Annotated in this window: 22 protein-coding genes; 18 read left to right on the plus strand and 4 right to left on the minus strand. The window is 43.2% G+C overall.

What is annotated here, in order from left to right; all coding sequences use genetic code 11:
• Positions 1–99: 99 nt before the first annotated feature.
• Genes I4Q58_RS14330 through I4Q58_RS14340 form a run of 3 tightly spaced genes read right to left on the minus strand, consistent with a single transcriptional unit; the run spans position 100 to position 3,628 of the window.
• Positions 100–1,641 (minus strand): acyl-CoA carboxylase subunit beta, encoded by a 1,542-nt coding sequence (locus tag I4Q58_RS14330; RefSeq protein WP_203296660.1) that lies wholly within the window; start codon positions 1,639–1,641, stop codon positions 100–102.
• 47 nt (positions 1,642–1,688) lie between these two features.
• Positions 1,689–3,134 (minus strand): acetyl-CoA carboxylase biotin carboxylase subunit, encoded by a 1,446-nt coding sequence (gene accC / locus I4Q58_RS14335; RefSeq protein ID WP_203296661.1) that lies wholly within the window; start codon positions 3,132–3,134, stop codon positions 1,689–1,691.
• Positions 3,135–3,139: 5 nt separating this feature from the next.
• On the minus strand, positions 3,140–3,628 hold the full coding sequence (locus I4Q58_RS14340; RefSeq protein ID WP_203296591.1) for an acetyl-CoA carboxylase biotin carboxyl carrier protein subunit: 489 nt from the start codon (positions 3,626–3,628) through the stop codon (positions 3,140–3,142).
• 143 nt (positions 3,629–3,771) lie between these two features.
• Here I4Q58_RS14340 and I4Q58_RS14345 point away from each other — a divergent pair, with 143 nt between their 5' ends.
• From I4Q58_RS14345 to I4Q58_RS14425, 17 genes are all read left to right on the plus strand, one after another.
• Entirely contained in the window at positions 3,772–4,536 is a 765-nt protein-coding gene (locus I4Q58_RS14345) for a YebC/PmpR family DNA-binding transcriptional regulator (protein WP_203296592.1), read from the plus strand.
• Positions 4,537–4,715: 179 nt separating this feature from the next.
• Entirely contained in the window at positions 4,716–5,840 is a 1,125-nt protein-coding gene (locus I4Q58_RS14350; protein ID WP_203296593.1) for a PQQ-dependent sugar dehydrogenase, read from the plus strand.
• A gap of 149 nt (positions 5,841–5,989) precedes the next feature.
• Positions 5,990–6,451 carry a c-type cytochrome gene (locus tag I4Q58_RS14355; RefSeq protein ID WP_203296594.1) on the plus strand — a complete coding sequence of 154 codons (462 nt, stop codon included), beginning with the start codon at positions 5,990–5,992 and terminating at the stop codon, positions 6,449–6,451.
• 419 nt (positions 6,452–6,870) lie between these two features.
• Entirely contained in the window at positions 6,871–7,488 is a 618-nt protein-coding gene (gene udk / locus I4Q58_RS14360) for a uridine kinase (protein WP_203296595.1), read from the plus strand.
• Positions 7,485–7,820 carry an FtsB family cell division protein gene (locus tag I4Q58_RS14365; RefSeq protein WP_203296596.1) on the plus strand — a complete coding sequence of 112 codons (336 nt, stop codon included), beginning with the start codon at positions 7,485–7,487 and terminating at the stop codon, positions 7,818–7,820. Before udk ends, I4Q58_RS14365 begins: the two co-directional genes overlap by 4 nt.
• The gene (locus I4Q58_RS14370) at positions 7,813–9,189 is read left to right on the plus strand and encodes a methylmalonyl-CoA mutase subunit beta (RefSeq protein ID WP_203296597.1); all 1,377 of its coding nucleotides are present in this window, start codon (positions 7,813–7,815) and stop codon (positions 9,187–9,189) included. Before I4Q58_RS14365 ends, I4Q58_RS14370 begins: the two co-directional genes overlap by 8 nt.
• Complete coding sequence (locus I4Q58_RS14375; protein ID WP_203296598.1) at positions 9,186–9,377, plus strand: hypothetical protein; 192 nt, start codon at positions 9,186–9,188, stop codon at positions 9,375–9,377. The genes I4Q58_RS14370 and I4Q58_RS14375 overlap by 4 nt, the downstream gene beginning before the upstream one ends.
• Positions 9,370–10,008: a hypothetical protein gene (locus tag I4Q58_RS14380; RefSeq protein WP_203296599.1), complete on the plus strand. Its 639-nt coding sequence runs from the start codon at positions 9,370–9,372 to the stop codon at positions 10,006–10,008. Before I4Q58_RS14375 ends, I4Q58_RS14380 begins: the two co-directional genes overlap by 8 nt.
• Positions 10,008–12,143: a methylmalonyl-CoA mutase gene (scpA, locus tag I4Q58_RS14385; RefSeq protein ID WP_203296600.1), complete on the plus strand. Its 2,136-nt coding sequence runs from the start codon at positions 10,008–10,010 to the stop codon at positions 12,141–12,143. Before I4Q58_RS14380 ends, scpA begins: the two co-directional genes overlap by 1 nt.
• A complete protein-coding gene (locus I4Q58_RS14390; protein WP_203296601.1) occupies positions 12,143–12,682 on the plus strand; it encodes a GNAT family N-acetyltransferase in 540 nt (179 codons plus the stop codon). The genes scpA and I4Q58_RS14390 overlap by 1 nt, the downstream gene beginning before the upstream one ends.
• Before the next feature lie 72 nt (positions 12,683–12,754).
• Positions 12,755–13,636 (plus strand): SDR family oxidoreductase, encoded by an 882-nt coding sequence (locus tag I4Q58_RS14395; protein WP_203296602.1) that lies wholly within the window; start codon positions 12,755–12,757, stop codon positions 13,634–13,636.
• A 491-nt stretch (positions 13,637–14,127) separates the two neighbouring features.
• On the plus strand, positions 14,128–14,892 hold the full coding sequence (locus tag I4Q58_RS14400; RefSeq protein ID WP_203296603.1) for a ParA family protein: 765 nt from the start codon (positions 14,128–14,130) through the stop codon (positions 14,890–14,892).
• A 6-nt stretch (positions 14,893–14,898) separates the two neighbouring features.
• Positions 14,899–15,795, plus strand: a complete 897-nt coding sequence (locus I4Q58_RS14405; protein WP_203296604.1) for a ParB/RepB/Spo0J family partition protein — start codon at positions 14,899–14,901, stop codon at positions 15,793–15,795.
• Positions 15,788–16,387, plus strand: a complete 600-nt coding sequence (locus tag I4Q58_RS14410) for a DUF5683 domain-containing protein (RefSeq protein WP_203296605.1) — start codon at positions 15,788–15,790, stop codon at positions 16,385–16,387. Before I4Q58_RS14405 ends, I4Q58_RS14410 begins: the two co-directional genes overlap by 8 nt.
• Positions 16,387–17,091, plus strand: a complete 705-nt coding sequence (dapB, locus tag I4Q58_RS14415; RefSeq protein ID WP_203296606.1) for a 4-hydroxy-tetrahydrodipicolinate reductase — start codon at positions 16,387–16,389, stop codon at positions 17,089–17,091. Before I4Q58_RS14410 ends, dapB begins: the two co-directional genes overlap by 1 nt.
• A 41-nt stretch (positions 17,092–17,132) precedes the next feature.
• Positions 17,133–18,704: a signal peptidase I gene (gene lepB / locus I4Q58_RS14420; RefSeq protein WP_203296607.1), complete on the plus strand. Its 1,572-nt coding sequence runs from the start codon at positions 17,133–17,135 to the stop codon at positions 18,702–18,704.
• Positions 18,704–19,327, plus strand: coding sequence for a WbqC family protein (locus I4Q58_RS14425; protein WP_203296608.1), 624 nt, complete (start codon positions 18,704–18,706; stop codon positions 19,325–19,327). Before lepB ends, I4Q58_RS14425 begins: the two co-directional genes overlap by 1 nt.
• Here the strand turns inward: I4Q58_RS14425 and bshC are convergent.
• A complete protein-coding gene (gene bshC, locus I4Q58_RS14430; RefSeq protein ID WP_203296609.1) occupies positions 19,324–20,928 on the minus strand; it encodes a bacillithiol biosynthesis cysteine-adding enzyme BshC in 1,605 nt (534 codons plus the stop codon). The two genes, I4Q58_RS14425 and bshC, sit on opposite strands and share 4 nt — an antisense overlap.
• Before the next feature lie 140 nt (positions 20,929–21,068).
• Between bshC and I4Q58_RS14435 the strand changes: the two genes are divergently transcribed.
• Positions 21,069–23,549 carry a M14 metallopeptidase family protein gene (locus tag I4Q58_RS14435; RefSeq protein ID WP_203296610.1) on the plus strand — a complete coding sequence of 827 codons (2,481 nt, stop codon included), beginning with the start codon at positions 21,069–21,071 and terminating at the stop codon, positions 23,547–23,549.
• Positions 23,550–23,566: the final 17 nt, after the last annotated feature.

Consider the following 23,566-nt stretch of genomic DNA (forward strand, 5'->3'; position numbering starts at 1 on the left):
AAATTGCTGCCGTAATTTAAGGAAATATAGTTTTCAATCCTTATAACAGCCTTCAAAACAATTACCCTACCCTATTTTCAATTTTAAATTTTACAATTTTTATAGAGGAATATTGCCGTGTTTTCGTTTTGGTCCTTCTACATTCTTTGTTTCCAGCATCGCAAAAGCCTTCATCAGTTTTCGTCTAGAATCCTTAGGTTGGATAACCTCATCGATAAACCCGCGTTGCGCAGCTTTAAAAGGATTCGCAAAGGCTTCTGCATATTCGGCTTCCTTTTCGGAAAGCTTGAGTTCTGGATCTTCTGCAGCAGCGATCTCCCTTCTAAAGATAATTTCACTGGCACCTTTCGCACCCATAACCGCAATTTCAGCCGTCGGCCACGCAAAATTCATATCGGCACCAATATGCTTACTGTTCATCACGTCATAGGCACCTCCATAGGCTTTTCGTGTAATAAGGGTAACTCTCGGCACGGTTGCTTCACTTAAGGCATACAGCAATTTGGCACCATTCAGAATAATTCCGTTCCATTCCTGATCGGTTCCCGGTAAGAATCCTGGCACATCTACCAACACCAATAACGGAATATTGAAGGCATCACAGAAACGCACAAATCGTGCTCCTTTCTTACTGCTATCAACGTCCAAAACGCCCGCCAAACTCATCGGTTGATTGGCGACAATTCCGATACTTCTTCCCCCTAAACGGGCAAACCCAACAATAATATTATCGGCGTAATCTTTATGAACTTCAAAAAAACTTTCCTCGTCAATAATCCCAGAAATCACCGAATGCATGTCATACGGTTTGTTTGAGCTGTCCGGTACAACCGCTTCCAGTTCTTCGCGCAGTTCTTCACTCAACTCATACGGAAGCATTTCAGGTTTGGACTGATTGTTTTGTGGAAGATAGCTCAACAATTGTTTCACCTGTTCCAAACATACAATATCATTACTAGCGGTGAAATGCGTCACCCCACTTTTAGTCGCATGGGTCCGTGCGCCCCCTAATTCCTCTGAAGTAACATTCTCATTTGTAACGGTCTTCACTACATTCGGACCCGTAACAAACATATAACTGCTATCCTGAACCATTAAGGTGAAGTCGGTCATGGCCGGCGAATATACCGCACCCCCGGCGCAGGGTCCCATAATAGCTGAAATTTGTGGCACTACGCCTGAAGCCTGCACATTTCTGTAGAAAATATCGGCATAACCACCCAAACTACGAACGCCTTCCTGAATTCGGGCGCCTCCTGAATCGTTTAAGCCAATAACAGGAGCTCCAACGCGCATGGCGTGATCCATAATCTTACAGATCTTTTCTGCATGCGTTTCTGAAAGCGAACCTCCAAATACGGTAAAATCCTGAGCGAAGACGTATACTAATCGCTCGTCGATGGTTCCGTAACCGGTAACCACGCCATCGCCATAGAATTTCTGTGTATCCATTCCGAACTCTGTTGTCCGGTGGGTTACGAGGATTCCCATTTCTTCGAAGGAACCTTCATCCAATAGATATTCGATGCGTTCCCGTGCGGTTAATTTCTTCTTTTCGTGTTGTTTATCGATGCGCTTTTGACCGCCGCCCAATTTTGCTTGGGCAATCTTCTCTTGTAATTGTTTGTTGGTGTCGCTCATAATATTTCCTGCGAAGACAGGAATCGTTTTAAGGATTAACAAATTTTTTATCTATGCTTTGGAACGCGTAACTTTTCTACATCCTTCAAATACTCTTGTATTGCAATAGTTGCAGCGATTTCTGCTTCCGCTTTACGCTCCCCCTTCAATTTTTCTTCCGAATAGTAATTTTTTACGAAATGTGTGTCGAAGTCGCCAGACTGAAAGGCTTCATGATCCATCACAAAGGCTCCAAACGGCAACGTAGTCGCTACGCCTTCCACTTCATACTGATCGATGGCTTCCTTCATCCGTTGAATGGCTTCCATACGGTCTTTCCCATAGGTAATCAATTTTGAAAGCATTGGATCGTACTGAATGGGCACTTCCATTCCTTCCAAAAAGCCATCGTCTACCCGAATGTTATTGCCAGAGGGCGGACGGTACACGTCCAAGGTTCCAACGCTCGGCATAAAATTGTCTAGTGAATCTTCAGCATATACACGAAGTTCCATGGCGTGACCCGTAATGGTCAGATCTTCTTGTTTGAAGGATAGTTCGGCTCCTTCCGCTACCTTAATTTGTTGTTCCACCAAATCGATACCGGTAATCCATTCCGTAACGGGATGCTCTACCTGCAACCGAGTATTCATCTCAAGAAAGTAGAAATTATGTTTTTCATCCAAAAGGAACTCGACTGTGCCAGCGCCGATATAATCGCAAGATTTAGCCACATTTACGGCTGCTTCCCCCATTTCCTGGCGTAATTTAGGTGACAATACTGAAGAAGGTGCTTCCTCGACTACTTTTTGGTGGCGTCGCTGAATACTGCATTCGCGTTCAAAAAGGTGCACTACATTTCCATGGGTGTCGGCCAGTACTTGAATTTCGATATGGCGTGGAGAGCCCACGTATTTTTCGATAAAGACAGAACCATCGCCAAAGGCAGATTTAGCCTCGCTGATGGCGCGTTTCATCTGTTCTTCCAGTTCGCTTTCCTTTTCAACCACACGCATTCCCTTACCACCGCCACCGGCAGATGCTTTGATCAAAATTGGGAATCCAATATCCTTCGCAATTTGTTTTGCTTTCTCGGTGTCTGTAATCGCTTCATCAATACCGGGTACCATTGGCACATCATACTTCTTTACGGTTTCCTTGGCGGCCAATTTACTTCCCATCACACTGATGGCATGGGCTTTGGGTCCGATAAAAATCAATCCGGCTTTCGCAACCGCTTCAGAAAAATCGGCATTTTCACTTAAGAAACCGTAACCAGGGTGAATAGCGTCCACACCAAGTTTTTTAGCCGTTTCGATGATCGTATCTCCTTTTAAATACGATTCTGAAGATGGTGCTGGTCCGATACATACGGCTTCATCTGCAAAGGTAACATGGGGTGCATGCCGATCGACTTCCGAAAACACGGCCACCGTTTTAATGCCCATATTTCGTGCTGTTTTCATAACACGTAGGGCGATTTCACCTCTATTCGCTACAAGTATTTTCTTTATTTTCATCAGTCTTCCAGTTCAATTAGCAATGCATTTTTATCGACCGTATCGCCATTGGCAATATGAACCGCTTTCACGGTTGCATTCTTCGAGGCTGTTAGGGCGTTTTCCATTTTCATGGCTTCCAAGACGCAGAGTGTATCACCTTCCGAAACGGAATCGCCTTCGGAAATGTTCACTTCAAGAATAACGCCTGGCATAGGCGCATGGATTTCATTTTCAACGGCATCGCTACCGAGTGAAAGTCCCATTTCTTCAATAAGCGCGTCCAATTCACTTTCAATAGAAACGGTATATCTATTACCATTCACCTTAATGGTATACGTCCTTGTGTGAAAATCGCTCGCAACGATTTCCGCAGCAACGGAGGTATTATCTTTTAAAATGTGGGTTTTGGAATTGTGTTGTGTGATGCTATCTAAGCTGTCGATTTCAGATTGTTTCATCGTAAATTCGAAGGAGTCGTTTACGATGGCTTTGTAGGTTTTCTCCATAAAAAAAGCGTTTCGGTAAAGATACGGGTTTGCAACAAAGCTGTCAACCCCTTTCCTTTCAGAAAACTTTATGAAAGCAGTAGTTGAAAAATTTCAGAAAAAAGCATAAGTTATTCGGAAGCTAACATTCGAAAAACAGAAACATGGCAGGACACAGTAAATGGTCGAACATAAAACACCGCAAAGGCGCTCAGGATAAAAAGCGCGCGAAGCAATTCACCCGCGTCATCAAGGAAATAAACGTCGCCATCAAGGAAAATAACCAAAACGGCGACCCAGAAACCAATCCGGCGCTTCGGAATGCCATTCAGAATGCGAAAGGTGTAAACATGCCGAAGGACACCATTCAACGGGCGATCAAAAAAGCTACGGGTGCCGATGCCGATAGTTACGAAAAGATGTCGTTTGAAGGCTACGGCCCACACGGAATTGCCATTTTTGTGGAATGCACTACCGATAACACCAATAGAACCGTCGCATCGGTACGATCAATTTTCACCAAACATGATGGCAGTTTGGGCACCAATGGTTCGCTGGAATTCTTATTTGACCGAAAAGGTGTTTTCACATTGAAGAAGGAACATTTAGATCTCGATTTTGAAACCTTGCAATTGGAATTGATAGAAGCTGGAGCGACACGGTTCGAGAATGAAGAAGATTTTTTCACCATTTATACCGACTTCACCGACTTCGGAAATATGTCGGATAAATTAGACGCGCAAAATATCGAGCCGCACAATTCTGAACTACAGCGCATTCCGCAAAACACGATTGAACTTCCCTTGAACGAAGCAAAAGATATCGTGAACCTCATCGATGCTTTTGAAGACGACGACGATGTACAGGATGTGTTTCACAATTTGAAGATGACCGACGAATTGGAAGCTGCTTTGGAAGAAGATTCCTAAAATCTTTTCATTTTTTAAAACCATGCTGCTCAAGATTACGTACCTATAGTTGAAAGATATTCCTATCGCTTATGCTATGAAAGGGATATACCCTTATACCCCGCAAAAGCCCTTGATCGATCGGTCTTGGGCTTTTTATTATTCTTGGAATTCAGTATCTTTTCCTAAAATTTCCAGCTATGAAAAGAATTGCAGTTTCTCTGCTATGTCTCAGCTTTTTCATTTCCTGTGCCCAACGGACAAAAAAGAATGATGTAGCTATTCAAACCGACGATACACGAACGTACGATACCCAACGCATTGTGGATAACCTCGATAATCCTTGGGGAATGACATGGTTGCCGGAAGGAAGTATGCTTATTACTGAAAAGGATGGACGACTGATTCACTTTAAGGATGGCACCAAATCGGAAATTCAAAATGTTCCGGAAGTGTACAATCGCGGACAAGGTGGATTGTTGGACATAACGCTTCACCCAAACTATAAAAACAACGGCTGGATCTATATTACTTATAGCAGTACCGAAGGCGAAGGCAATGGTGGAAATACCAAACTGATTCGCGCCAAGCTTGAAAATGGAGCCCTTACAAATATTGAAGATTTATATAAAGCGATGCCGAACAGCACAAGAGGTCAGCACTTTGGCTCTCGAATTGAATTTGATACCGATGGCTATCTCTATTTTTCTGTCGGTGAAAGAGGAAATCGCGATGTGAATCCGCAAGACCTTACTCGCGATGGTGGAAAAGTATATCGCCTACATGATGATGGTCGCATTCCCGAGGATAATCCGTTTGTAGGTGAAGCGAACGTTCGGGAAGCGATCTATTCCTACGGACATCGAAACCCACAAGGAATGGCACGTCACCCCGAAACCGGAGCCATTTGGGTGCATGAGCACGGACCAAAAGGTGGAGATGAAATCAATATTATTGAGAAGGGCGCGAACTACGGTTGGCCCGAAGTGACCTACGGCGTAAATTATAGCGGAACGGAAATCACCGATCAGACCTCCAAACCGGGAATGACGCAACCTATTTATTATTGGGTACCTTCGATTGCTCCTTGCGGAATGGATTTCGTAACGGGCGATCGCTATCCAGAATGGAAAGGCCATTTATTGGTCGGTTCCCTAAAGTTCAATTATGTTGAATTGGTGAAGTTGAACGGTTCGGAAGTGACAGGGCGTGAAAAAATTGCCCAAGATATCGGACGCGTTCGAAACGTTCGAATGGGACCCGATGATTATATGTACATCGCAGTTGAAGGCGATGGCATTTATAAAGTGGTTCCGAAAAAATAGCATTTAAAATGCTTGATGTCGAACATACTATTGTCACCTTGAACTGTCACCCTGAGCTTGTCGAAGGGTAGTCGAAGCATCGAAGGGCTGTCGAAGAGCAATTGAAAAAGCACGAAGTCAACTTAAATACTTTACAGAAAACCTAAACCATGACAAACTACATTCTCATCCTTTCACTATTCATCGCACTAGCATCTTGTAAAAACGATAAGAAGAATACTTCAGAAAACATTAAAATCGGTACAACGGAAAGCACCAAAAAAACACAGCAAACCCCGTTGGAAGAAAGCATGGAACGTGGCGGTATGGTGTATACCGATTTCTGTATGCAATGCCATTTGGCGAACGGACAAGGCATTCCCGGGAATTTTCCTCCTTTGGCAAATAGTAGTTGGCTTCGTGATAAGCGGACCGAGAGCATCCGAGCCGTAAAATACGGTCAGAAAGGTAAAATCGTCGTGAATGGGAAAACCTACGATGGTATTATGGTTCCAATGGGCCTATCCGACCAAGAAGTAGCCGATGTCATGAATTATGTCATGAACCGTTGGGGTAACTCACAGGATAAAATGGTAACCGAAGAAGAGGTTGCGAAGGTGGAGAAAGAATAGTTTCAAAGTAGCAGAGTAGCAGAATAGCAAAGTGGCACAGAATTCAGAATTCAGAATTGAGAATTGAGAATGTAAAGTTATGAATTAGTGTTTGGTGTTCCCTCCTTCGGCGGGCTAGGGGTGTTGGGTGTTGGGTGTTTAAAATATTACCTCCTACCTCCTACTTCCTACCTCCTACCTCCTACCTCCTACCTCCTACTCCCCGCCCGAACGTACCTACCCGAATGAGGTCAGGCGGGCGTTCGGTACGGGCGGGCTACCTCCTACTTCCTACTCCCAACTCCCTTTTCACAGTTCATAGCCTGCCTGCCGGCTAGGCAGGTTCACCAATCACCGATCACTAGAAATTGCATACAGCTTATAGCATACAGCCTATCGCAACAACATTTTCCCTACCTTTGCAAGAAACCTTACATTTCATGCTTATCATCGGTATTGCTGGCGGAACGGGAAGCGGAAAAACAACTGTAGTCGACCAAATCGTGGCGGAACTTCCGAAGGAAGAAGTTTGCATCATTTCACAAGATTCGTATTACAAGGATCTTAGTCACTTACCCTACGAAGAACGGGTGAAGATCAACTTCGATCATCCGAACAGCATCGACTTCGATTTGTTGGTATCGCACCTAGAGGAATTACGTAAGGGAAATGCCATCGAACAGCCGGTGTATAGCTTTAAGGACCATAACCGGACGGGCGAAACGGAAACCACACACCCAAGGGAAGTCATCATCGTGGAAGGTATCTTAATCCTTACACATCCTGAGATTCGAAAGCTTTTTGATATCAAGATATATGTGCATGCCGATAGCGACGAGCGATTAATTCGAAGATTGAAGCGCGATATCGCCGAACGGGGCCGCGACCTCGAAGAGGTGCTCGGTCGCTACCAAAACACATTAAAACCGATGCATCAGCAATTTATTGAGCCGACGAAAGAATACGCTGATATTATTATTCCGACCAATCGATACAATACTGTGGCTGTAGACGTTATAAGAAGTATCATTCATCAAAAACTGGTAGCACAACAATGAATCTGAAGAACCTCCAAAATAAGCGATGGTTTAAGATAGCAACAAATACGTATGTGCTTATTCTGTTGGTATTCGTGATTTGGATGTTGTTTTTCGACACGAATTCCTTTTTGATTCATAAGGAATTGGACGACGATATTGAAGCCCTTGAGGAAAACAAGGAATATTATCAGTCTGAAATCGAAAAGGACAAACGCTTTATGGAAAAGATGAAGGATAGCGACCAAGTAGAACGGTTTGCGCGTGAAAAATACTATCTTAAGAAAGAAGGTGAAGATATCTATATTATAGAACACGCCGATAGCGTGAAAAAAGACAATGAGAATGAATAATTTATTTGACGATTTTCCGCCCGTTTCAGCTAAGGAATGGAAACAGAAAATTCAGGTCGACCTGAAGGGTGGCGATTATAATGAAGCCTTGCTCTGGCGTTCCCTGGAGGGCATCGACGTAAAACCGTTTTACCATCCCGACGATTTCGAACAGTCCTTCCCTCCTATTCCCGGTCAGCCGAAAACGTGGTCGGTTACCCAAGCTGTCTTTATAGATGATGAAAAAATAGCGAACGAACTAGCCATCGATTCAATTAATCGCGGAGCTGAAGCATTGTATTTTTCTTCAACCGAATCTTTCGATATTGAAAAAACGTTTCAAAATCTGCCGTTTGAGGAAATCACGATTTATCTTAATCTAGAGTTTCTTTCAGAGGAGTTTTATAAAAAGTTAATCGACTTCTTCACCCAAAAAAAAGCAACTGTATATTACAACATCGACCTTATCGGTAATCTGGGAAGAAGTGGTAATTGGTATCATTCCTTAAAGGAGGATCACCAGATTTTGGACACTCTTAGTTCCCAATACGCTAAGCACCATTTATTGAGTGTAGATACGGAAACCTATCAAAATGCTGGCGCCAACATCGTACAGCAAGTTGCCTATGCACTTGCCCATGCCAACGAATACCTGAATCATTATTCAGAAAAAGAGTGGCTTCCTGAAACTAAGTTGACCTTTAAAATGGCAATGGGATCGAATTATTTCTTTGAGATCGCCAAAATCAGAGCGCTTCGAAAAGTATATGCTGTTTTAGCAAAGGAATATGGTGCTAAAGAGGAATGCCATATTTTGGCAACGCCATCGCGTCGGAACAAAACCCTTTACGATTATAACGTGAACATTCTCCGTACCACAACAGAGTGTATGTCGGCCGTATTAGGTGGTGCCGATGCCGTTTGCAATCAGCCATACGATACCCTATACCATAAAAGCAACGAATTTGGGGAGCGAATTTCCCGTAACCAATTGTTGGTATTGAAGGAAGAAAGCTATTTCGATACGGTTAGCAATCCGTCTGACGGAACCTACTATATTGAAAGTTTGACTTCTTCAATAGCGGAAAAAGCACTAGCACTGTTTAAGGATATTGAAAAAGGAGGCGGCTTCCTTTCACAATTGAAGGAAGGAAAAATTCAACAGAAAATAAAGGAAAGTGCCGCCAAGGAACAACAATTATTTGAGGAAGGAACCTTGAAATTACTCGGAACCAATTATCATCCGAACAAACAAGATCGGATGAAAGATGACCTAGAACTCTATCCTTTCTTAAAAACAGACAAACGAAAAACGCTGCTGGAACCCATTCTTCCAAAGCGCCTAGCCGAAAAATTGGAACAAGAACGATTAGAGACTGAAGAGCAATGAGCGGCATTTCACTACAAATAATCCTCGCCATCATTTTTGCACTGTTGGGTATCGGCCTAATCCGAACCGGAATAAATGGTGTGATGGTTAAAAAGAAATGGAACCGCTATTTGGTAATCGCCGTAGGCTTTTTGTTTATCGCCTTTATGATTTTTATGATAATTAGAAGTTTTTTATTGAATGTTTAAAGTAACAAATACGATTGTTCTAGGCCTCTGTGGTTTGTGTCTCGTATTCTGTATGCAGATGGGAAGCGAAGTAGTAAATTGGATGGAGGTGAAGAATTCCGACGAAGCATTCGGGACCTACCATTTTTTGGAGCAAAATGGTGCCGAAGTTTACTTGCCCGATGAATTTCAGGCCTATTCCACAGCGAATTATCAAAAAGTGTTGGACTCTGTATTGTCGGAAGAAGCTTTCATGAATGAAACTAGAAGAATTAATAGTCTACAGGAAATGGATGGTGGCCTTTACCTTTTCTTCGACAAAACAACCGGAAGCACGTGTACTGTCAATACCATGCCATACAGCCCAATGACAAGACAAGACGCAAAATATTTGTTGGGCATGATTCGAATGAATAACGAGCGAGCGCTTGCAGACACTCCGTATACCTATGAAAAACTTTCGGCAAAATACAACGGGCATCCAGAAAAATATGTTTTCAAAAGTCTAAATAAAATTAGTGATGCCACCGATAATTTCAAGTGGTTTAACTCAACCTTTATTGTGACGGCCAATAACAAAACCATTCTGCTTCAACTCTCAACCCCCTTTGAAGCTTATTTTTCACCTTTCATTGAAAAAACCAAGATGTAATGAAGCGAAAAGACATTCAACATATAACCCTTCAAACGGAAACATCTTCGGAACGACAGAAAAAAGAGAAAACTTATGCTACTTCCGAAGGCATCGATATTAAGCGGACCTATTCGGCTTCCGATGTAGATGACCTTACGCATTTGAAGTATGCTGCCGGCATCCCTCCGTATCTTCGCGGTCCCTACTCTACCATGTATGTCCGCAGACCGTGGACCATCCGGCAATATGCTGGGTTTTCTACTGCCGAGGAAAGCAATGCTTTCTACCGACGAAATTTAGCCGCCGGGCAAAAAGGATTGTCGGTTGCCTTCGACCTTGCCACGCACCGAGGTTACGACAGCGATCACGAACGGGTTTTTGGTGATGTTGGAAAAGCAGGGGTTGCCATCGACAGTGTGGAGGATATGAAAATTCTCTTCGATCAGATTCCATTGGAAGAAATGAGCGTATCGATGACCATGAACGGAGCCGTTTTACCCATTATGGCATTTTACATTGTTGCCGCTGAAGAGCAAGGGGTGAAACCAGAACAGCTTAAAGGAACCATCCAAAACGATATTTTGAAGGAGTTTATGGTGCGAAATACGTATATCTATCCACCTACGCCTTCTATGAAGATTATCAGTGACATCTTTGAATTCACCTCGCAAAACATGCCGAAATTTAATAGTATTTCCATTTCGGGCTATCATATGCAGGAAGCAGGTGCTACTTGCGATATCGAATTGGCCTATACCTTGGCCGATGGTTTGGAGTACATCCGAACCGGGATTGAAGCGGGCATGGACATCGATAGTTTTGCACCACGGCTTTCCTTCTTTTGGGCGATTGGAATGAACCATTTTATGGAAATCGCAAAAATGCGAGCTGCAAGAATGCTTTGGGCAAAGTTGGTGAAACAATTCAATCCAAAGAATCCAAAGTCACTATCGCTAAGAACCCATTGTCAGACCAGTGGATGGAGCCTAACGGAACAGGATCCGTTTAACAACGTAGCCAGAACCTGTATCGAAGCCGCCGCCGCTGCCTTCGGGGGTACACAGTCGCTACACACGAACGCTTTAGATGAAGCAATCGCACTACCGACCGACTTTTCGGCGCGGATTGCGCGGAACACCCAGATTTACCTACAGGAAGAAACGAAAATCACCAAAACGGTCGATCCATGGGCAGGAAGTTATTATGTGGAAACCCTGACGCAGGAGATTGCCGATAAAGCATGGGCGTTGATTGAGGAGGTCGAAGAACTAGGTGGCATGACCAAAGCGATTGAAAAGGGCATCCCAAAGCTACGCATCGAAGAAGCTGCTGCGCGAAAGCAGGCCAAAATCGATAGTGGTCGCGATATTATTGTAGGGACGAACAAATACCGTTTGGAAAAGGAAGACCCTATCGATATTTTGGATGTCGATAATCAGAAAGTACGGACATCACAAATCGAGCGATTGGAGCGCATCAAGAAAGCGCGTAATACCGAACAGGTAAATGCGGCCCTAAAAAAACTGACGCAGTCTGCCGAATCGGGTGATGGAAATTTACTAGCTTTAGCCGTCGATGCGGCACGAGAGCGTGCGACTTTAGGTGAAATTTCGGATGCTTTGGAAGAAGTATTCGGTCGCTATAAGGCAAATATTCAATCCGTATCAGGAGTATACAGCAAGGAAGTGAAACAAGATCCATCATTTGCAAAGGCAAGGGAAATGGCCGATCAGTTTGCAGAACTGGAAGGCAGGAGGCCAAGAATCATGATTGCCAAAATGGGTCAGGATGGTCACGATCGTGGTGCAAAAGTTGTTGCTACTGGCTATGCCGATGTGGGCTTCGATGTGGATATTGGCCCTTTATTCCAAACACCTGCCGAAGCGGCAAAACAAGCGGTTGAAAATGATGTCCATATTTTAGGTGTTTCGTCCTTGGCCGCTGGTCATAAGACCTTGGTCCCGCAGGTTGTAACCGAACTTGAAAAACTAGGTCGTGAGGATATTATGGTAATCGTTGGCGGTGTCATTCCTTCCCAAGATTATCAATTCTTGTTCGATGCTGGGGCAGTGGCTGTGTATGGACCAGGAACTAAAATTAGTCAGGCGGCAATCGAATTACTTCAAATATTGATCGATTCTGTTTCTGAATAGTGAACTATATCATCCAAACTGAGCGTCTCGGACTACGCAATTGGCACTCTTCCGACCTTGAAGCTTTTGTGAAAATGGGGCAGGATACTGAAGTAATGAAGCATTTTCCATCCCTACTTTCACCATCGGAAACCGAACAACTTATGAATCGATTTTCAACACATTTTTACGAGAAGGGATATACCTATTTTGCCGTAGATGAACTTTCCACAGGAAAATTCATCGGATTTACAGGCCTGATGTACCAAACCTTTGAAAGCGACTTCACACCTTCAGTCGATATCGGGTGGCGCTTCAAACGCGAAGCCTGGGGAAAGGGATATGCTACCGAAGCGGCAAAAGCCTGTTTGGAATTTGGCTTCAACAAATGTAAACTAGCCGAAATCTATTCCCATACTCCCGTTCAGAACAAACCTTCAGAAAAAGTGATGCAGCGCATCGGGATGGAATACATCAAAACCTTTCTTCACCCAAAACTCGATAAGGATAGTCCGTTAAACCCTTGTGTACTTTATCGAAGTATTCCGCATGGCAGATAGACAAATATCTGCTATGCATGCATAATAAAAATGTTGCTTTTCCGTATTTTTACATGACACTAAAAAAAAGCTATGGATACTTCAGCAAAAATGCTTCGTGATGATGCCCTTAAGGGTAAAACAATAGTTGTTACCGGTGGTGGTAGCGGACTAGGAAAATCGATGACTACCTACTTCTTGGAATTAGGTGCCAATGTCGTCATTACCTCCCGAAATATCGAAAAACTCGAAAAGGTAAAAGATGAATTGGAATCGTTAACCGGTGGAAAGGTCCATCCCGTGCAATGCGATGTTCGTCATTACGACCAAGTTGAAAATATGGTAAAGGAGTCGGTTGAAGCATTTGGCTCTGTAGATGTGCTTTTGAACAACGCAGCCGGAAATTTTATCTCTCCTACGGAGCGACTGAGTGCCAACGCTTTCGATACCATTATTGATATCGTGCTAAAAGGAACCAAAAACTGCACGCTGGCTTTTGGAAAGCATTGGATTGATGTTGAGGAAAAAAATAAAACGGTTCTAAATATTGTTACTACCTACGCGTACACAGGTTCCGCTTATGTAGTGCCCAGTGCCTGCGCAAAGGCCGGAGTGTTGGCTATGACACGTTCCTTGGCTGTGGAATGGGCAAAATACGGCATGCGCTTTAATGCGATCGCACCCGGACCTTTTCCAACCAAAGGAGCTTGGGACCGACTGCTACCTGGCGATTTAAAGGAAAAGTTCGATTTAGCTAAGAAAGTACCGTTAAAGCGTGTTGGCGACCATCAGGAATTGGCCAATTTAGCCGCTTATTTGGTATCCGATTTTTCAGCCTATATGAATGGCGAGGTCGTTACTATCGATGGTGGCGAATGGTTAAAAGGCGCCGGTCAAATGAATTTATTGGAGCAAGTACCCGAGGAAATGTGGGATATGCTCGAACAGATGATCCGTGCCAAAAAAGGAAAGTAATTGCATATCCCACATTTGGGTGGGTGGCAAAAGTGACAAAAGACCTTTTCCAGTTAGGCATAGGCTTTTGGAAGTTTTGCCGTTACACAACCACAAAATATGATCCGTGCCAAAAAAGAATAAGAAATTGCATATCCCTCATTTGGGTGGGTGGCAAAAGTGACAAAAGACCCTTTTTAGCAAGCCATGGGCTTTTGGAGCTTTTGCCGGTACACAACCACACAGTATGATCCGTGCCAAAAAAGGAAAGTAATTGCATATCCCACATTTGGGTGGGTGGCAAAAGTGACAAAAGACCTTTTTTAGCGAGACATGGGCTTTTGGAGCTTTTGCCGTTATGCAACCAATCAAAGATGATTCTTGCCGAATAAGCAAAGCCATAACCCTCAATTAGTTGAAAATCCCTGAATTTGTTCACTTCCTGTTAACAAAAAGGGTTTCTATTCCATAGAATTAATCGTATTTTTAGCCGGTAAACCATAACAGACTTAATGGGTAAAATAATAGCCATTGCAAATCAAAAGGGAGGTGTAGGAAAGACCACAACCTCAGTTAATTTGGCAGCTTCTTTAGGTGTTTTGGAGAAAAAGGTGTTGCTTATCGATGCCGATCCCCAGGCGAATGCCACTTCAGGATTGGGGATTGATGTAGAGGAAGTCGAAAAAGGCACCTATCAAATCCTAGAGCATACCATTTCCGCGAAGGAAGCGATTATGTCGACCAATTCTCCGAATCTCGATGTAATTCCCGCACATATCGACCTTGTCGCAATTGAAATTGAATTAGTCGACCAAGACAAACGCGAAAGCATGTTGAAGACTGCTATCGGCGATCTTCGGAAAGATTACGACTATATCTTAATAGACTGTGCTCCGTCGCTAGGGCTTTTAACGTTGAATGCCCTTACCGCGGCCGATTCGGTCATTATTCCGATTCAATGTGAATATTTCGCCTTGGAAGGCTTGGGCAAACTGCTGAATACCATTAAAAGCGTTCAGAAAATCCATAACAATAAATTAGATATTGAAGGGTTGTTGCTAACGATGTATGATAAACGGCTTCGCCTTTCCAATCAGGTGGTAGATGAAGTGAAGAAGCATTTTGATGAAATGGTGTTTAAGACAATCATTATGCGAAATGTGCGTTTAAGTGAAGCCCCGAGTTATGGTGAAAGTATTATTAGCTACGACGCGGGTAGTAAAGGTGCCAACAATTACTTGAGCTTGGCCCAAGAACTAATTGAAAAAAACGGATAAGGATTTATGGCGAAAGCAACGAAGAAACAAGCACTGGGTCGTGGACTCTCTGCTCTATTGAAAGACCCTTCCAACGATATAAAGTCTGTCGACGATAAGAATGCCGATAAGGTAGTCGGCAACATCGTCGAACTGGAATTGGAGTATATCGACATGAACCCATTCCAGCCACGGACAAGCTTCAACGAGGAAACGCTTCGTGAATTGGCCTCCTCTATCAAGGAATTGGGTGTTATCCAACCTATTACGGTGCGTAAGCTCGGTTTCAATAAGTATCAGCTGGTAAGTGGTGAACGCCGCTACCGCGCTTCAAAATTAATCGGTTTAGAGACCATTCCAGCTTATATCCGGATTGCCAACGACCAAGAATCGTTGGAAATGGCCTTGGTGGAAAATATTCAGCGTCAAGACCTGGATCCGATTGAAATCGCTCTCTCCTACCAACGCCTAATCGACGAAATTGAAATCACTCAAGACGAATTGAGCGACCGAGTAGGCAAAAATCGTTCGACCATTTCAAACTACCTTCGATTGCTGAAACTAGACCCAATCATCCAAACCGGAATGCGGGACGGTTTCATTTCTATGGGACACGGACGTGCGCTGATCAACATTGAGGATACAGATACGCAATTGGAGATTTACGAAAAGATCCTTGGTAAAAAACTATCCGTCCGCGATACCGAAGCGATGGTTCGTGACCTAAAGTCGCCTGAAACGAAAAAAGAAAAGACCAAAAAATCGGTTCCGACCTTCGCCAAAAAAGCCCGTCGCGAATTGGAAGACTGGCTAGAAAGCAAGGTGGAAGTAAAAGTTTCGAAATCGGGTAAAGGTAGCCTAGTCGTTCCCTTCAATAATAAAGAAGAGTTAGAGCGATTGATGAAACGTATGAAAAGTGAGTAGCTGGGGCCGACATATTTTCCTAATCCTTTTTCTTGTTCCCTTTTCCCTCTTGGCGCAAACCGACAGCCTTTCCGTTTCGGAAGAGCGAGAGGTTATCGTGGTAAAGGATACCATTCCCGGACCAGAAGAATACAATCCGTTGGCGCCGTCGAAGGCAGCGTTTTATTCCGCAGTGCTTCCCGGATTGGGGCAAGCTTACAATAAGAAATATTGGAAAATTCCTATCATCTATGCTGGAATCGCTGGTGGTATCTATTTCTATATTCGAAACAATGATGATTACAATCGCTTTCGCGATGCCTATAAGCGACGTTTAGCTGGCTTTACCGACGATGAATTTTATGGCGATGGCGAAACGCCAATAATCAGCAACGATAGATTGATAAATGCTCAACGAACCGCACAAAAGAATAAGGACGTTAGTATAATTGTGGCCATTGCTTTTTATGCCGCCAATATCATTGATGCGAATGTCGACGCCCACCTTCAACAATATAACGTGACAGAGGATTTGTCCGTTTCCCCGAATTTTGAGTATAATCCGATGAATGCCAATACCCAATACGGCGTTTCACTTAAATGGAAATTATAATGAAGCTTGCGATACTAGGCTACGGAAAAATGGGAAAAACGATTGAGCGCTTAGCGACCGATAAGGGACATATCATCGTTTATAAAAGTACAAGCGACACACATGAGGGAAATCTTTCAGAAGCCGATGCTGCCATAGAGTTTTCAGTTCCAGAAGCTGCAGTTGGCAACATTACAAAAGCCCTTGAAGCCGATATTCCGGTCGTTTCAGGAACTACTGGATGGCTAGATAAGTACGAGGAAGTGACAAACTTCTGCAAAAAACGTAACGGAAGTTTCCTGTATGCGTCAAACTTCAGTGTTGGGGTGAATCTCTTCTTCGGAATAAACGAATATGCCGCAAAGCTGATGGCGGATTGGGAAGAATATGATGTATCGGTGAAGGAAATTCATCATACACAGAAGAAAGATGCCCCTAGCGGAACGGCGATTTCAATTGCTGAGGATATTTTGAAGCATTCCAAAGCCAAAAAGAAATGGGAACTGGAGGATGAAGGAGAAGACATCCTCACAATTTCCGCAGCCCGTGAAGGCGACGTAAAGGGAACACATATCGTGACCTATTCATCCGAAATCGATACTATTTCCCTAAAACATGAAGCCCATACCCGCGATGGTTTTGCAAAAGGTGCTATTTTAGCGGCCGAATACATTCACAACAAACAAGGTATCTTTACAATGAAAGATGTGTTGGGATTAAAATGATACACTAGAAAAGACAGTGTTCTTTTCACAAAAAAATATATATGAGCTGGACAGGTTGGTTATTATTCATCCTAATCGTACAGGTAATCCATTTTCTAGGAACCTGGAAATTATACATAAAAGCAGGTCGACAAGCATGGGAAGCAGCCGTTCCCATCTACAATTCGATTATCTTGATGAAGATCATCAATCGACCATCGTGGTGGACCATCCTTTTATTCATTCCTATCGTAAACCTGATCATGTTTCCTGTGGTTTGGGTAGAAACGATCCGTAGTTTTGGTAGAAACAGTACCGCCGATACGGTTTTGGTGCTGCTCACCTGTGGTCTTTACATCTACTACATCAACTATACCCAAGACGTTACCTATATCGAGGATCGCAGTTTAAAGCCGCGCACCTCAGCGGGAGAATGGGTCAGTAGCATTTTGTTCGCTGTAGTAGCGGCAACTATTGTACACACTTATTTCATGCAGCCGTTTACCATTCCGACTTCCTCTTTGGAAAAGACCTTGTTGGTAGGTGATTTTCTTTTTGTAAGCAAATACCACTATGGTGCAAGAACGCCGATGACACCAGTGGCGTTCCCAATGGTTCATGATACGATTCCAATCCTTAAGACACGTTCATATTTAAAGAATCCACAGATTCCATATTTCCGCTTTCCTGGGTTTCAGGAAATAGAACGCAACGATATCGTGGTCTTTAATTGGCCGGTTGATACCTTGGTGAATATTTACAATCCATATGGCGAAGTATATGATAAACCATTGGATAAAAAATCGAACTACGTAAAGCGCTGTGTAGGCTTACCAGGCGATTCACTGGAAGTACGCGATGGTTATGTATACATCAATGGTAAGCAAAACGAATTGCCAGATCGTTCCAAGCTGCAGTTTTCCTACGCTTTTAAAACGAAGGGGAAAATCAATCCGAATATTTTCAAGCAATACGATATTACCGACGGTATCGGTTACGACGATCAAATGAAAGCTTATGTGCTGCCTGCTGTTTCGGATGAAGCCTTGGCAATGTTGAAGCGCAATCCGAACATTACCGAAGTGGTTCCCTACAAAGCGGAAAAAGGGGCATTCGATGCGAACACTTTCCCTCGCGATGACCGATACCCTTGGAATTCCGATCATTTTGGTCCGATTTATATTCCAAAAGAAGGCGCTACGGTTGACATTACCCCTAAATCGCTTCCGCTCTATCGCAGAATTATCGAAGTGTACGAAGGCTCAGAAATGGGCATCGAGAACAAAATTTCGCTGTCTGGCAATCAAGTCCTTTTAAACGGAGAACCTTTGACCCAATACACGTTCAAACAAAACTACTATTGGATGATGGGGGACAATCGTAACAATTCGCAAGATGCGCGAATGTGGGGCTACGTTCCGTTTAGCCATGTCGTGGGGAAACCGGTCTTTATCTGGATGAGCTGGGATAGCAGTGCACAAGGGCTCGGCAACAAAATCCGTTGGGAGCGCGTGTTTACAACCGTTGGTGGCAGTGGCGAACACGTATCCTATTTTAAGTACTTCCTCATTTTGTTAGTGGGATGGTTTGCCTTCGACTTTTTTAGAAAAAGAAGAAAGAAGAATAAAAAGTAGTGGATACCATTTTATTGCATCCTGCTTATTTTCCTTCCGTGGCGCAAATGGTTGCGGTGGTTCACTGCAAGCAGCTCGTTTTTGAAGCGGAAGATAATTACCAAAAGCAAACTTATAGGACCCGAGCGTATATTGCCCATAGCAACGGAAAACTATTATTGAATGTTCCGATTCAGCATACGGGCGATCGACAAAGAACCAAGGAAGTTTTGGTGGAAGACAGCTTTCCCTGGCAATCGCAACACTGGAAATCGCTTCAGGCAGCCTATCGTACTTCTCCCTTTTTCGAGTTTTATGAAGACGATTTGAAAGTGCTCTTTGAAAGAAAGGTGGAAACCCTTTGGGAACACAACCTAACAATATTTGAAACCCTCTGCGACCTGATTGGGATTGAAAAGGACTATAGCACCACCGATGAGTACTTTAAGGATCCAACGCAACAAGATCTGCGATACCTAAGCGATGCGAAGACAGAACGCAATTTCGAATTAGAACCGTATATTCAAGTGTTTCAGGAAAGGCACGGGTTTTTGGAGAATCTTTCAGTATTGGACCTACTCTTCAACCAAGGGCCGAATACGCTTCATTATTTGGAATCGCAAGACATCCCCTTCAAGCCCTAAGGTTGAAGCTCGATAATCGTAAAGGCATTTTCCATTGGATTCAATTCCTCTAGCAACATTGGAACCAATTCTTCGCCATATTTTAAGTAGAATTCCGATACGTTTTTCACGCGTTCTTGCAAATTCTCCTTTGGAAACAAGTCATCCTGCAATTTCGTCAATCGCTCCAACTCATCTGCCAACTTACGCTTTTGCGCTTTCATCAATCTTTTTTCAAGATTATCCAACCCATTTAGCTGCTTCTTTTCTTGTGCGGCTACTGCCCCGATGAAAGAGGCATCCGTTTTTTCGGCCAACGTATATAAGTCTTTAAACTGTTGTTGAAGATGTTCCCGTTGTGGGGTGAAGTCGATTTCGATTTCGGAAATACGCTTGGTTTGCTTGGTACGAAGTTGTTGTTGGGGAAGGAATAACTCTTCAACAGAACTGTCTAGTTTCTTCAATTTTTCAACCTGCTTCTCCGTCACCAGCAATACCGAATTTCGAAGGTGAACTATTGGGAATGTCAGCGAAATGGCTTCAAAATACGACTTCAACTGAAGCCAATAGGCCAATTCACCTCCCCCACCGATATAACAGAGGTTTGGTAGTATCATTTCTTGATACACGGGTCGTAACAAGGCGTTTGGTGAAAATCGCTCAGGATGGTTTTTAAGTTCTTCTTCCATTTCCTTTTGGGAAAAACTGAGCTCTGTATTATCGATAAAATACGTTTCTTCACGCTTGATAATACGTTCGCGGACTCCTTCACCCAAATAAAAAAGGTTGATTTCCCGAGGATGCACCTGTTCTTTATAGCCGTTTTCCTTAAGCTTTTCAGACGTTTCGGAAACATGTTGATGCGACAATTGTACGTTCAGTTCCTTTTCAACAACGGAAACAAAGTCCTTCTTCAATATAGCATCATCACCATCTAGCACTACCAATCCGTATTCACCAAAAAACTGATTGGCCAAGTGGCGGGTAGCTTCCGCTAAATTCTTATGTTCAAAATAAGCTTCTCGAAACAGGGTAGTTAAATGGTGTGCGTATTCCGTTTCACCCAAAGCGTTTGAGAGCTCTGAAAAAACCGCATCCATATTCTCAAGCGACATCCGTCCAACGGCACCACCGCTTTCTCGGTTCCATTCCATTCGTTTGCCTTCAAAATTGAAATATTGAATTTCCTCGAAGTCATGATCTTCGGAGGCCATCCAAAAAACAGGAACGAAGGTATGCTCTGGATATTCCGTTTTCAGTTTTTTGCATAGATTCAGAACTGAAATAATTTTATATAGGAAATAGAGTGGGCCAGTGAACAAGTTCAGTTGATGACCCGTCGTAACGGTAAAAGTTTTCTCATCATTTAACGCTTGAATGTTTGTTGAAGTTTTCTCGGAAATCTGGAAACCTTCATATTGCTGCTCCAATTGCCGAACCAAAAGTTGACGTTGATTGTCTGAAAACTGTTTTGACTTTTCGGTCAGTTGCTTTTTAAAATTTTCAACAGAAGGATACCGGTGATAAAACGGTTTGGTTTTCTCAGATTTTTGCAGATAGTCGCAAATCAAGGAGGAGAAATACCCGGTTTCAGAATAAGGAAGCGTATACTTTTTTGGCATAAAGTGTTACAAATTACAGCAAATGTAGCCTATTTCAGCCGTCTATTCCTCTAAAAATACGTTAATCCGATCAATTGAAATGGGGCTTTTACCATCAAAAAGTTTCAATTATCTTTAAGCTTTCAATCAAAAATACCTTTATGAAGCGACTTTCTTACCTCCTCCTATTCCTAAGTTTTCCTCTTTTTGCACAACTTCAATCACCAGCCGAATTTCTCGGCTATGAAATTGGCGAACAATTTTCGCGTCACGCGCAAGTAGTCGATTACTTCGAGCATGTAGCCGAAAATAGCAGTATGGTTACTTACCATAATTATGGAAAAACGAATGAGCGTAGACCCCTTACCTATGCCATCGTTTCTTCACCTCAAAATTTGGCAAATATTGAAACGATTCGAAAAAACAACCTTGCGAGTATTGGTATGGGTGAAGGCTCCGCTTCACCAGATGTTGCTATCGTATGGTTAAGCTATAACGTTCACGGAAATGAAGCTAGCAGTACAGAAGCTGCTATGGCAACATTATACGAGCTAATCACCGAAAAACAGGCATGGCTGCAAAATACGGTTGTCATTATCGATCCCTGTGTAAATCCCGATGGTCGCGATCGCTATGCCAACTGGTACAACCAAGTAAAGCGAACGCCTTTCGACCCGAGTCAGGATGCCACCGAACACCGTGAACGTTGGCCAGGTGGACGTCCGAATCATTATCTTTTCGACCTAAATCGTGATTGGGCATGGGCGACACAGGTAGAAACCCGCCAACGTCTAAAAATTTATAATCAGTGGATGCCTCATGTGCATGTCGATTTCCATGAACAGGGCATAAACGAACCCTATTACTTTGCGCCTGCAGCAGAACCGTATCATGAAATCATTACGCCTTGGCAGCGCGATTTCCAAACACAGATCGGTAAAAACCATGCGAAATACTTCGATCAGGAAGGTTGGTTGTTTTTCACGAGAGAACGCTTCGATTTATTATATCCGAGTTATGGCGACACCTACCCTACGTATATGGGAGCCATTGGAATGACCTACGAGCAGGCTGGTCACGGTTTTGCTGGGTTGGGCGTATTTACGGATGAAGGTCAAATGCTAACCTTAAAAGATAGAGCGGCACATCATACTACGACCGGACTTTCAACAGTGGAGATTTCCTCGAAGAATGCCGCAAAATTGAATGAAGAATTCCGAAAGTATTTCGGCAATACAAATTCCGCGACCTATAAAAGCTTTGTAATGCAAGGAGATGCCGATAATATACAGGCATTGACAGATTTATTGGATTTACACGAAATTGAATATGGGTTTACCAATGGTTCGTTTAAAGGGTATTCGTATGGTACAGGCGAAAAAGGTTCGCTGGAAGCTAAAAATGCATTGGTGGTTAGCACTAATCAGCCGAAAGGCCATATGGTTACCGTTCTTTTCGAGCCAAAAACTGCTTTAAGCACACCGCTAACATACGACATTACAGCTTGGAGCCTTCCGTATGCGTACGGACTGGAATCGGTTGCCAGCAGTAGCTTGGTTTCAACAAATGGCTCACAACCAAACCGAATGGTAACCAACCAGGCCACTACGAAAGCAGCAGGCTATATTTTGGAATGGAATAGCATGGCTGATGCGAAGTTCTTAGCCGATTTATTGAAACATGATATCAGGGTTCGGTTTTCAGAAAAGAAATTGAAGTTTGGCGGAAATGAATTTGACCGAGGTAGTCTAATTATCACGCGATCAGATAACCGAAACACCGAAAATTTTGACAGTAAACTTACGGAAATCGCAAATAATCATAATCGAAAATTATACGCATCTCCGACCAGCTTCGCCGATGCCATGACCGATTTTGGATCGCCTGATGTAAAATTGATCAACAAGCAGAAAATAGCCGTTTTACAAGGAGAAGGCACTTCATCCTTAAGCTATGGTGCTATTTGGCATTTCTTTGAGCAGCAGTTGGACTATCCAGTAACCTCTATCAATACCGACGATATAGGCCGTGTAAATTTAGATGATTATAATGTATTGGTAGTGCCCAGCGGCTGGTACGGACGTGCTATGAATAATGATGCTATGAAAGGCATTAAGGATTGGGTACGCGGTGGTGGAAAATTGATCGCTATCGGACGCGCCCTTTCAAGTCTTGAGCGAGCCGATGGATTTGGGCTAAAACGAAATGAACAAGATAGTGCCGATACTGAAAAATCGGAGGATTCCAAATTAATTCCATACGACCAACGGGAACAGGAACGAACCAAAAACATGATTACGGGAAGTATTTATAAAGTTACGCTAGACCCATCCCATCCTATGGCTTTTGGGTACGGCGATACCTACTATTCGTTGAAATTGGGAAGTGATTCTTATAAATTCTTAGAGGATGGTTATACTGTAGGCTATATCAAAGGAGACCCTGTAAGTCTTTCTGGTTTTTCAGGTGAAGAAGCAAAAGCTGGTTTGGCCAATTCGTTGGTTTTTGGTGAAGAACGAATGGGACGTGGTTCTGTAATCTATTTCGTAGATGATGTCTTGTTCCGGGGCTTTTGGCATAATGGAAAGCTTTTATTCGTGAATAGCCTATTTTTTGTGAATAACAACGCTTTCGAATTATAAGGCATATCTTAAAGTAA

Origin of the sequence: Luteirhabdus pelagi (assembly GCF_016827595.1) — a bacterium.
In the GTDB taxonomy this organism is placed as follows: Bacteria; Bacteroidota; Bacteroidia; order Flavobacteriales; family Flavobacteriaceae; genus Luteirhabdus; species Luteirhabdus pelagi.

What these genes read in the sequence shown, in the direction of transcription:
- udk (WP_203296595.1), top strand. Translation starts at nt 6,871, where the DNA reads ATGCTTATCATCGGTATTGCTGGCGGAACGGGAAGCGGAAAAACAACT.
- I4Q58_RS14340 (WP_203296591.1), bottom strand. Translation starts at nt 3,628, where the DNA reads ATGGAGAAAACCTACAAAGCCATCGTAAACGACTCCTTCGAATTTACG.
- I4Q58_RS14350 (WP_203296593.1), top strand. Translation starts at nt 4,716, where the DNA reads ATGAAAAGAATTGCAGTTTCTCTGCTATGTCTCAGCTTTTTCATTTCC.
- scpA (WP_203296600.1), top strand. Translation starts at nt 10,008, where the DNA reads ATGAAGCGAAAAGACATTCAACATATAACCCTTCAAACGGAAACATCT.
- I4Q58_RS14345 (WP_203296592.1), top strand. Translation starts at nt 3,772, where the DNA reads ATGGCAGGACACAGTAAATGGTCGAACATAAAACACCGCAAAGGCGCT.
- I4Q58_RS14405 (WP_203296604.1), top strand. Translation starts at nt 14,899, where the DNA reads ATGGCGAAAGCAACGAAGAAACAAGCACTGGGTCGTGGACTCTCTGCT.
- I4Q58_RS14365 (WP_203296596.1), top strand. Translation starts at nt 7,485, where the DNA reads ATGAATCTGAAGAACCTCCAAAATAAGCGATGGTTTAAGATAGCAACA.
- bshC (WP_203296609.1), bottom strand. Translation starts at nt 20,928, where the DNA reads ATGCCAAAAAAGTATACGCTTCCTTATTCTGAAACCGGGTATTTCTCC.
- I4Q58_RS14380 (WP_203296599.1), top strand. Translation starts at nt 9,370, where the DNA reads ATGTTTAAAGTAACAAATACGATTGTTCTAGGCCTCTGTGGTTTGTGT.
- I4Q58_RS14400 (WP_203296603.1), top strand. Translation starts at nt 14,128, where the DNA reads ATGGGTAAAATAATAGCCATTGCAAATCAAAAGGGAGGTGTAGGAAAG.
- I4Q58_RS14435 (WP_203296610.1), top strand. Translation starts at nt 21,069, where the DNA reads ATGAAGCGACTTTCTTACCTCCTCCTATTCCTAAGTTTTCCTCTTTTT.
- I4Q58_RS14395 (WP_203296602.1), top strand. Translation starts at nt 12,755, where the DNA reads ATGGATACTTCAGCAAAAATGCTTCGTGATGATGCCCTTAAGGGTAAA.
- I4Q58_RS14355 (WP_203296594.1), top strand. Translation starts at nt 5,990, where the DNA reads ATGACAAACTACATTCTCATCCTTTCACTATTCATCGCACTAGCATCT.
- dapB (WP_203296606.1), top strand. Translation starts at nt 16,387, where the DNA reads ATGAAGCTTGCGATACTAGGCTACGGAAAAATGGGAAAAACGATTGAG.
- I4Q58_RS14375 (WP_203296598.1), top strand. Translation starts at nt 9,186, where the DNA reads ATGAGCGGCATTTCACTACAAATAATCCTCGCCATCATTTTTGCACTG.
- I4Q58_RS14370 (WP_203296597.1), top strand. Translation starts at nt 7,813, where the DNA reads ATGAATAATTTATTTGACGATTTTCCGCCCGTTTCAGCTAAGGAATGG.
- I4Q58_RS14330 (WP_203296660.1), bottom strand. Translation starts at nt 1,641, where the DNA reads ATGAGCGACACCAACAAACAATTACAAGAGAAGATTGCCCAAGCAAAA.
- lepB (WP_203296607.1), top strand. Translation starts at nt 17,133, where the DNA reads ATGAGCTGGACAGGTTGGTTATTATTCATCCTAATCGTACAGGTAATC.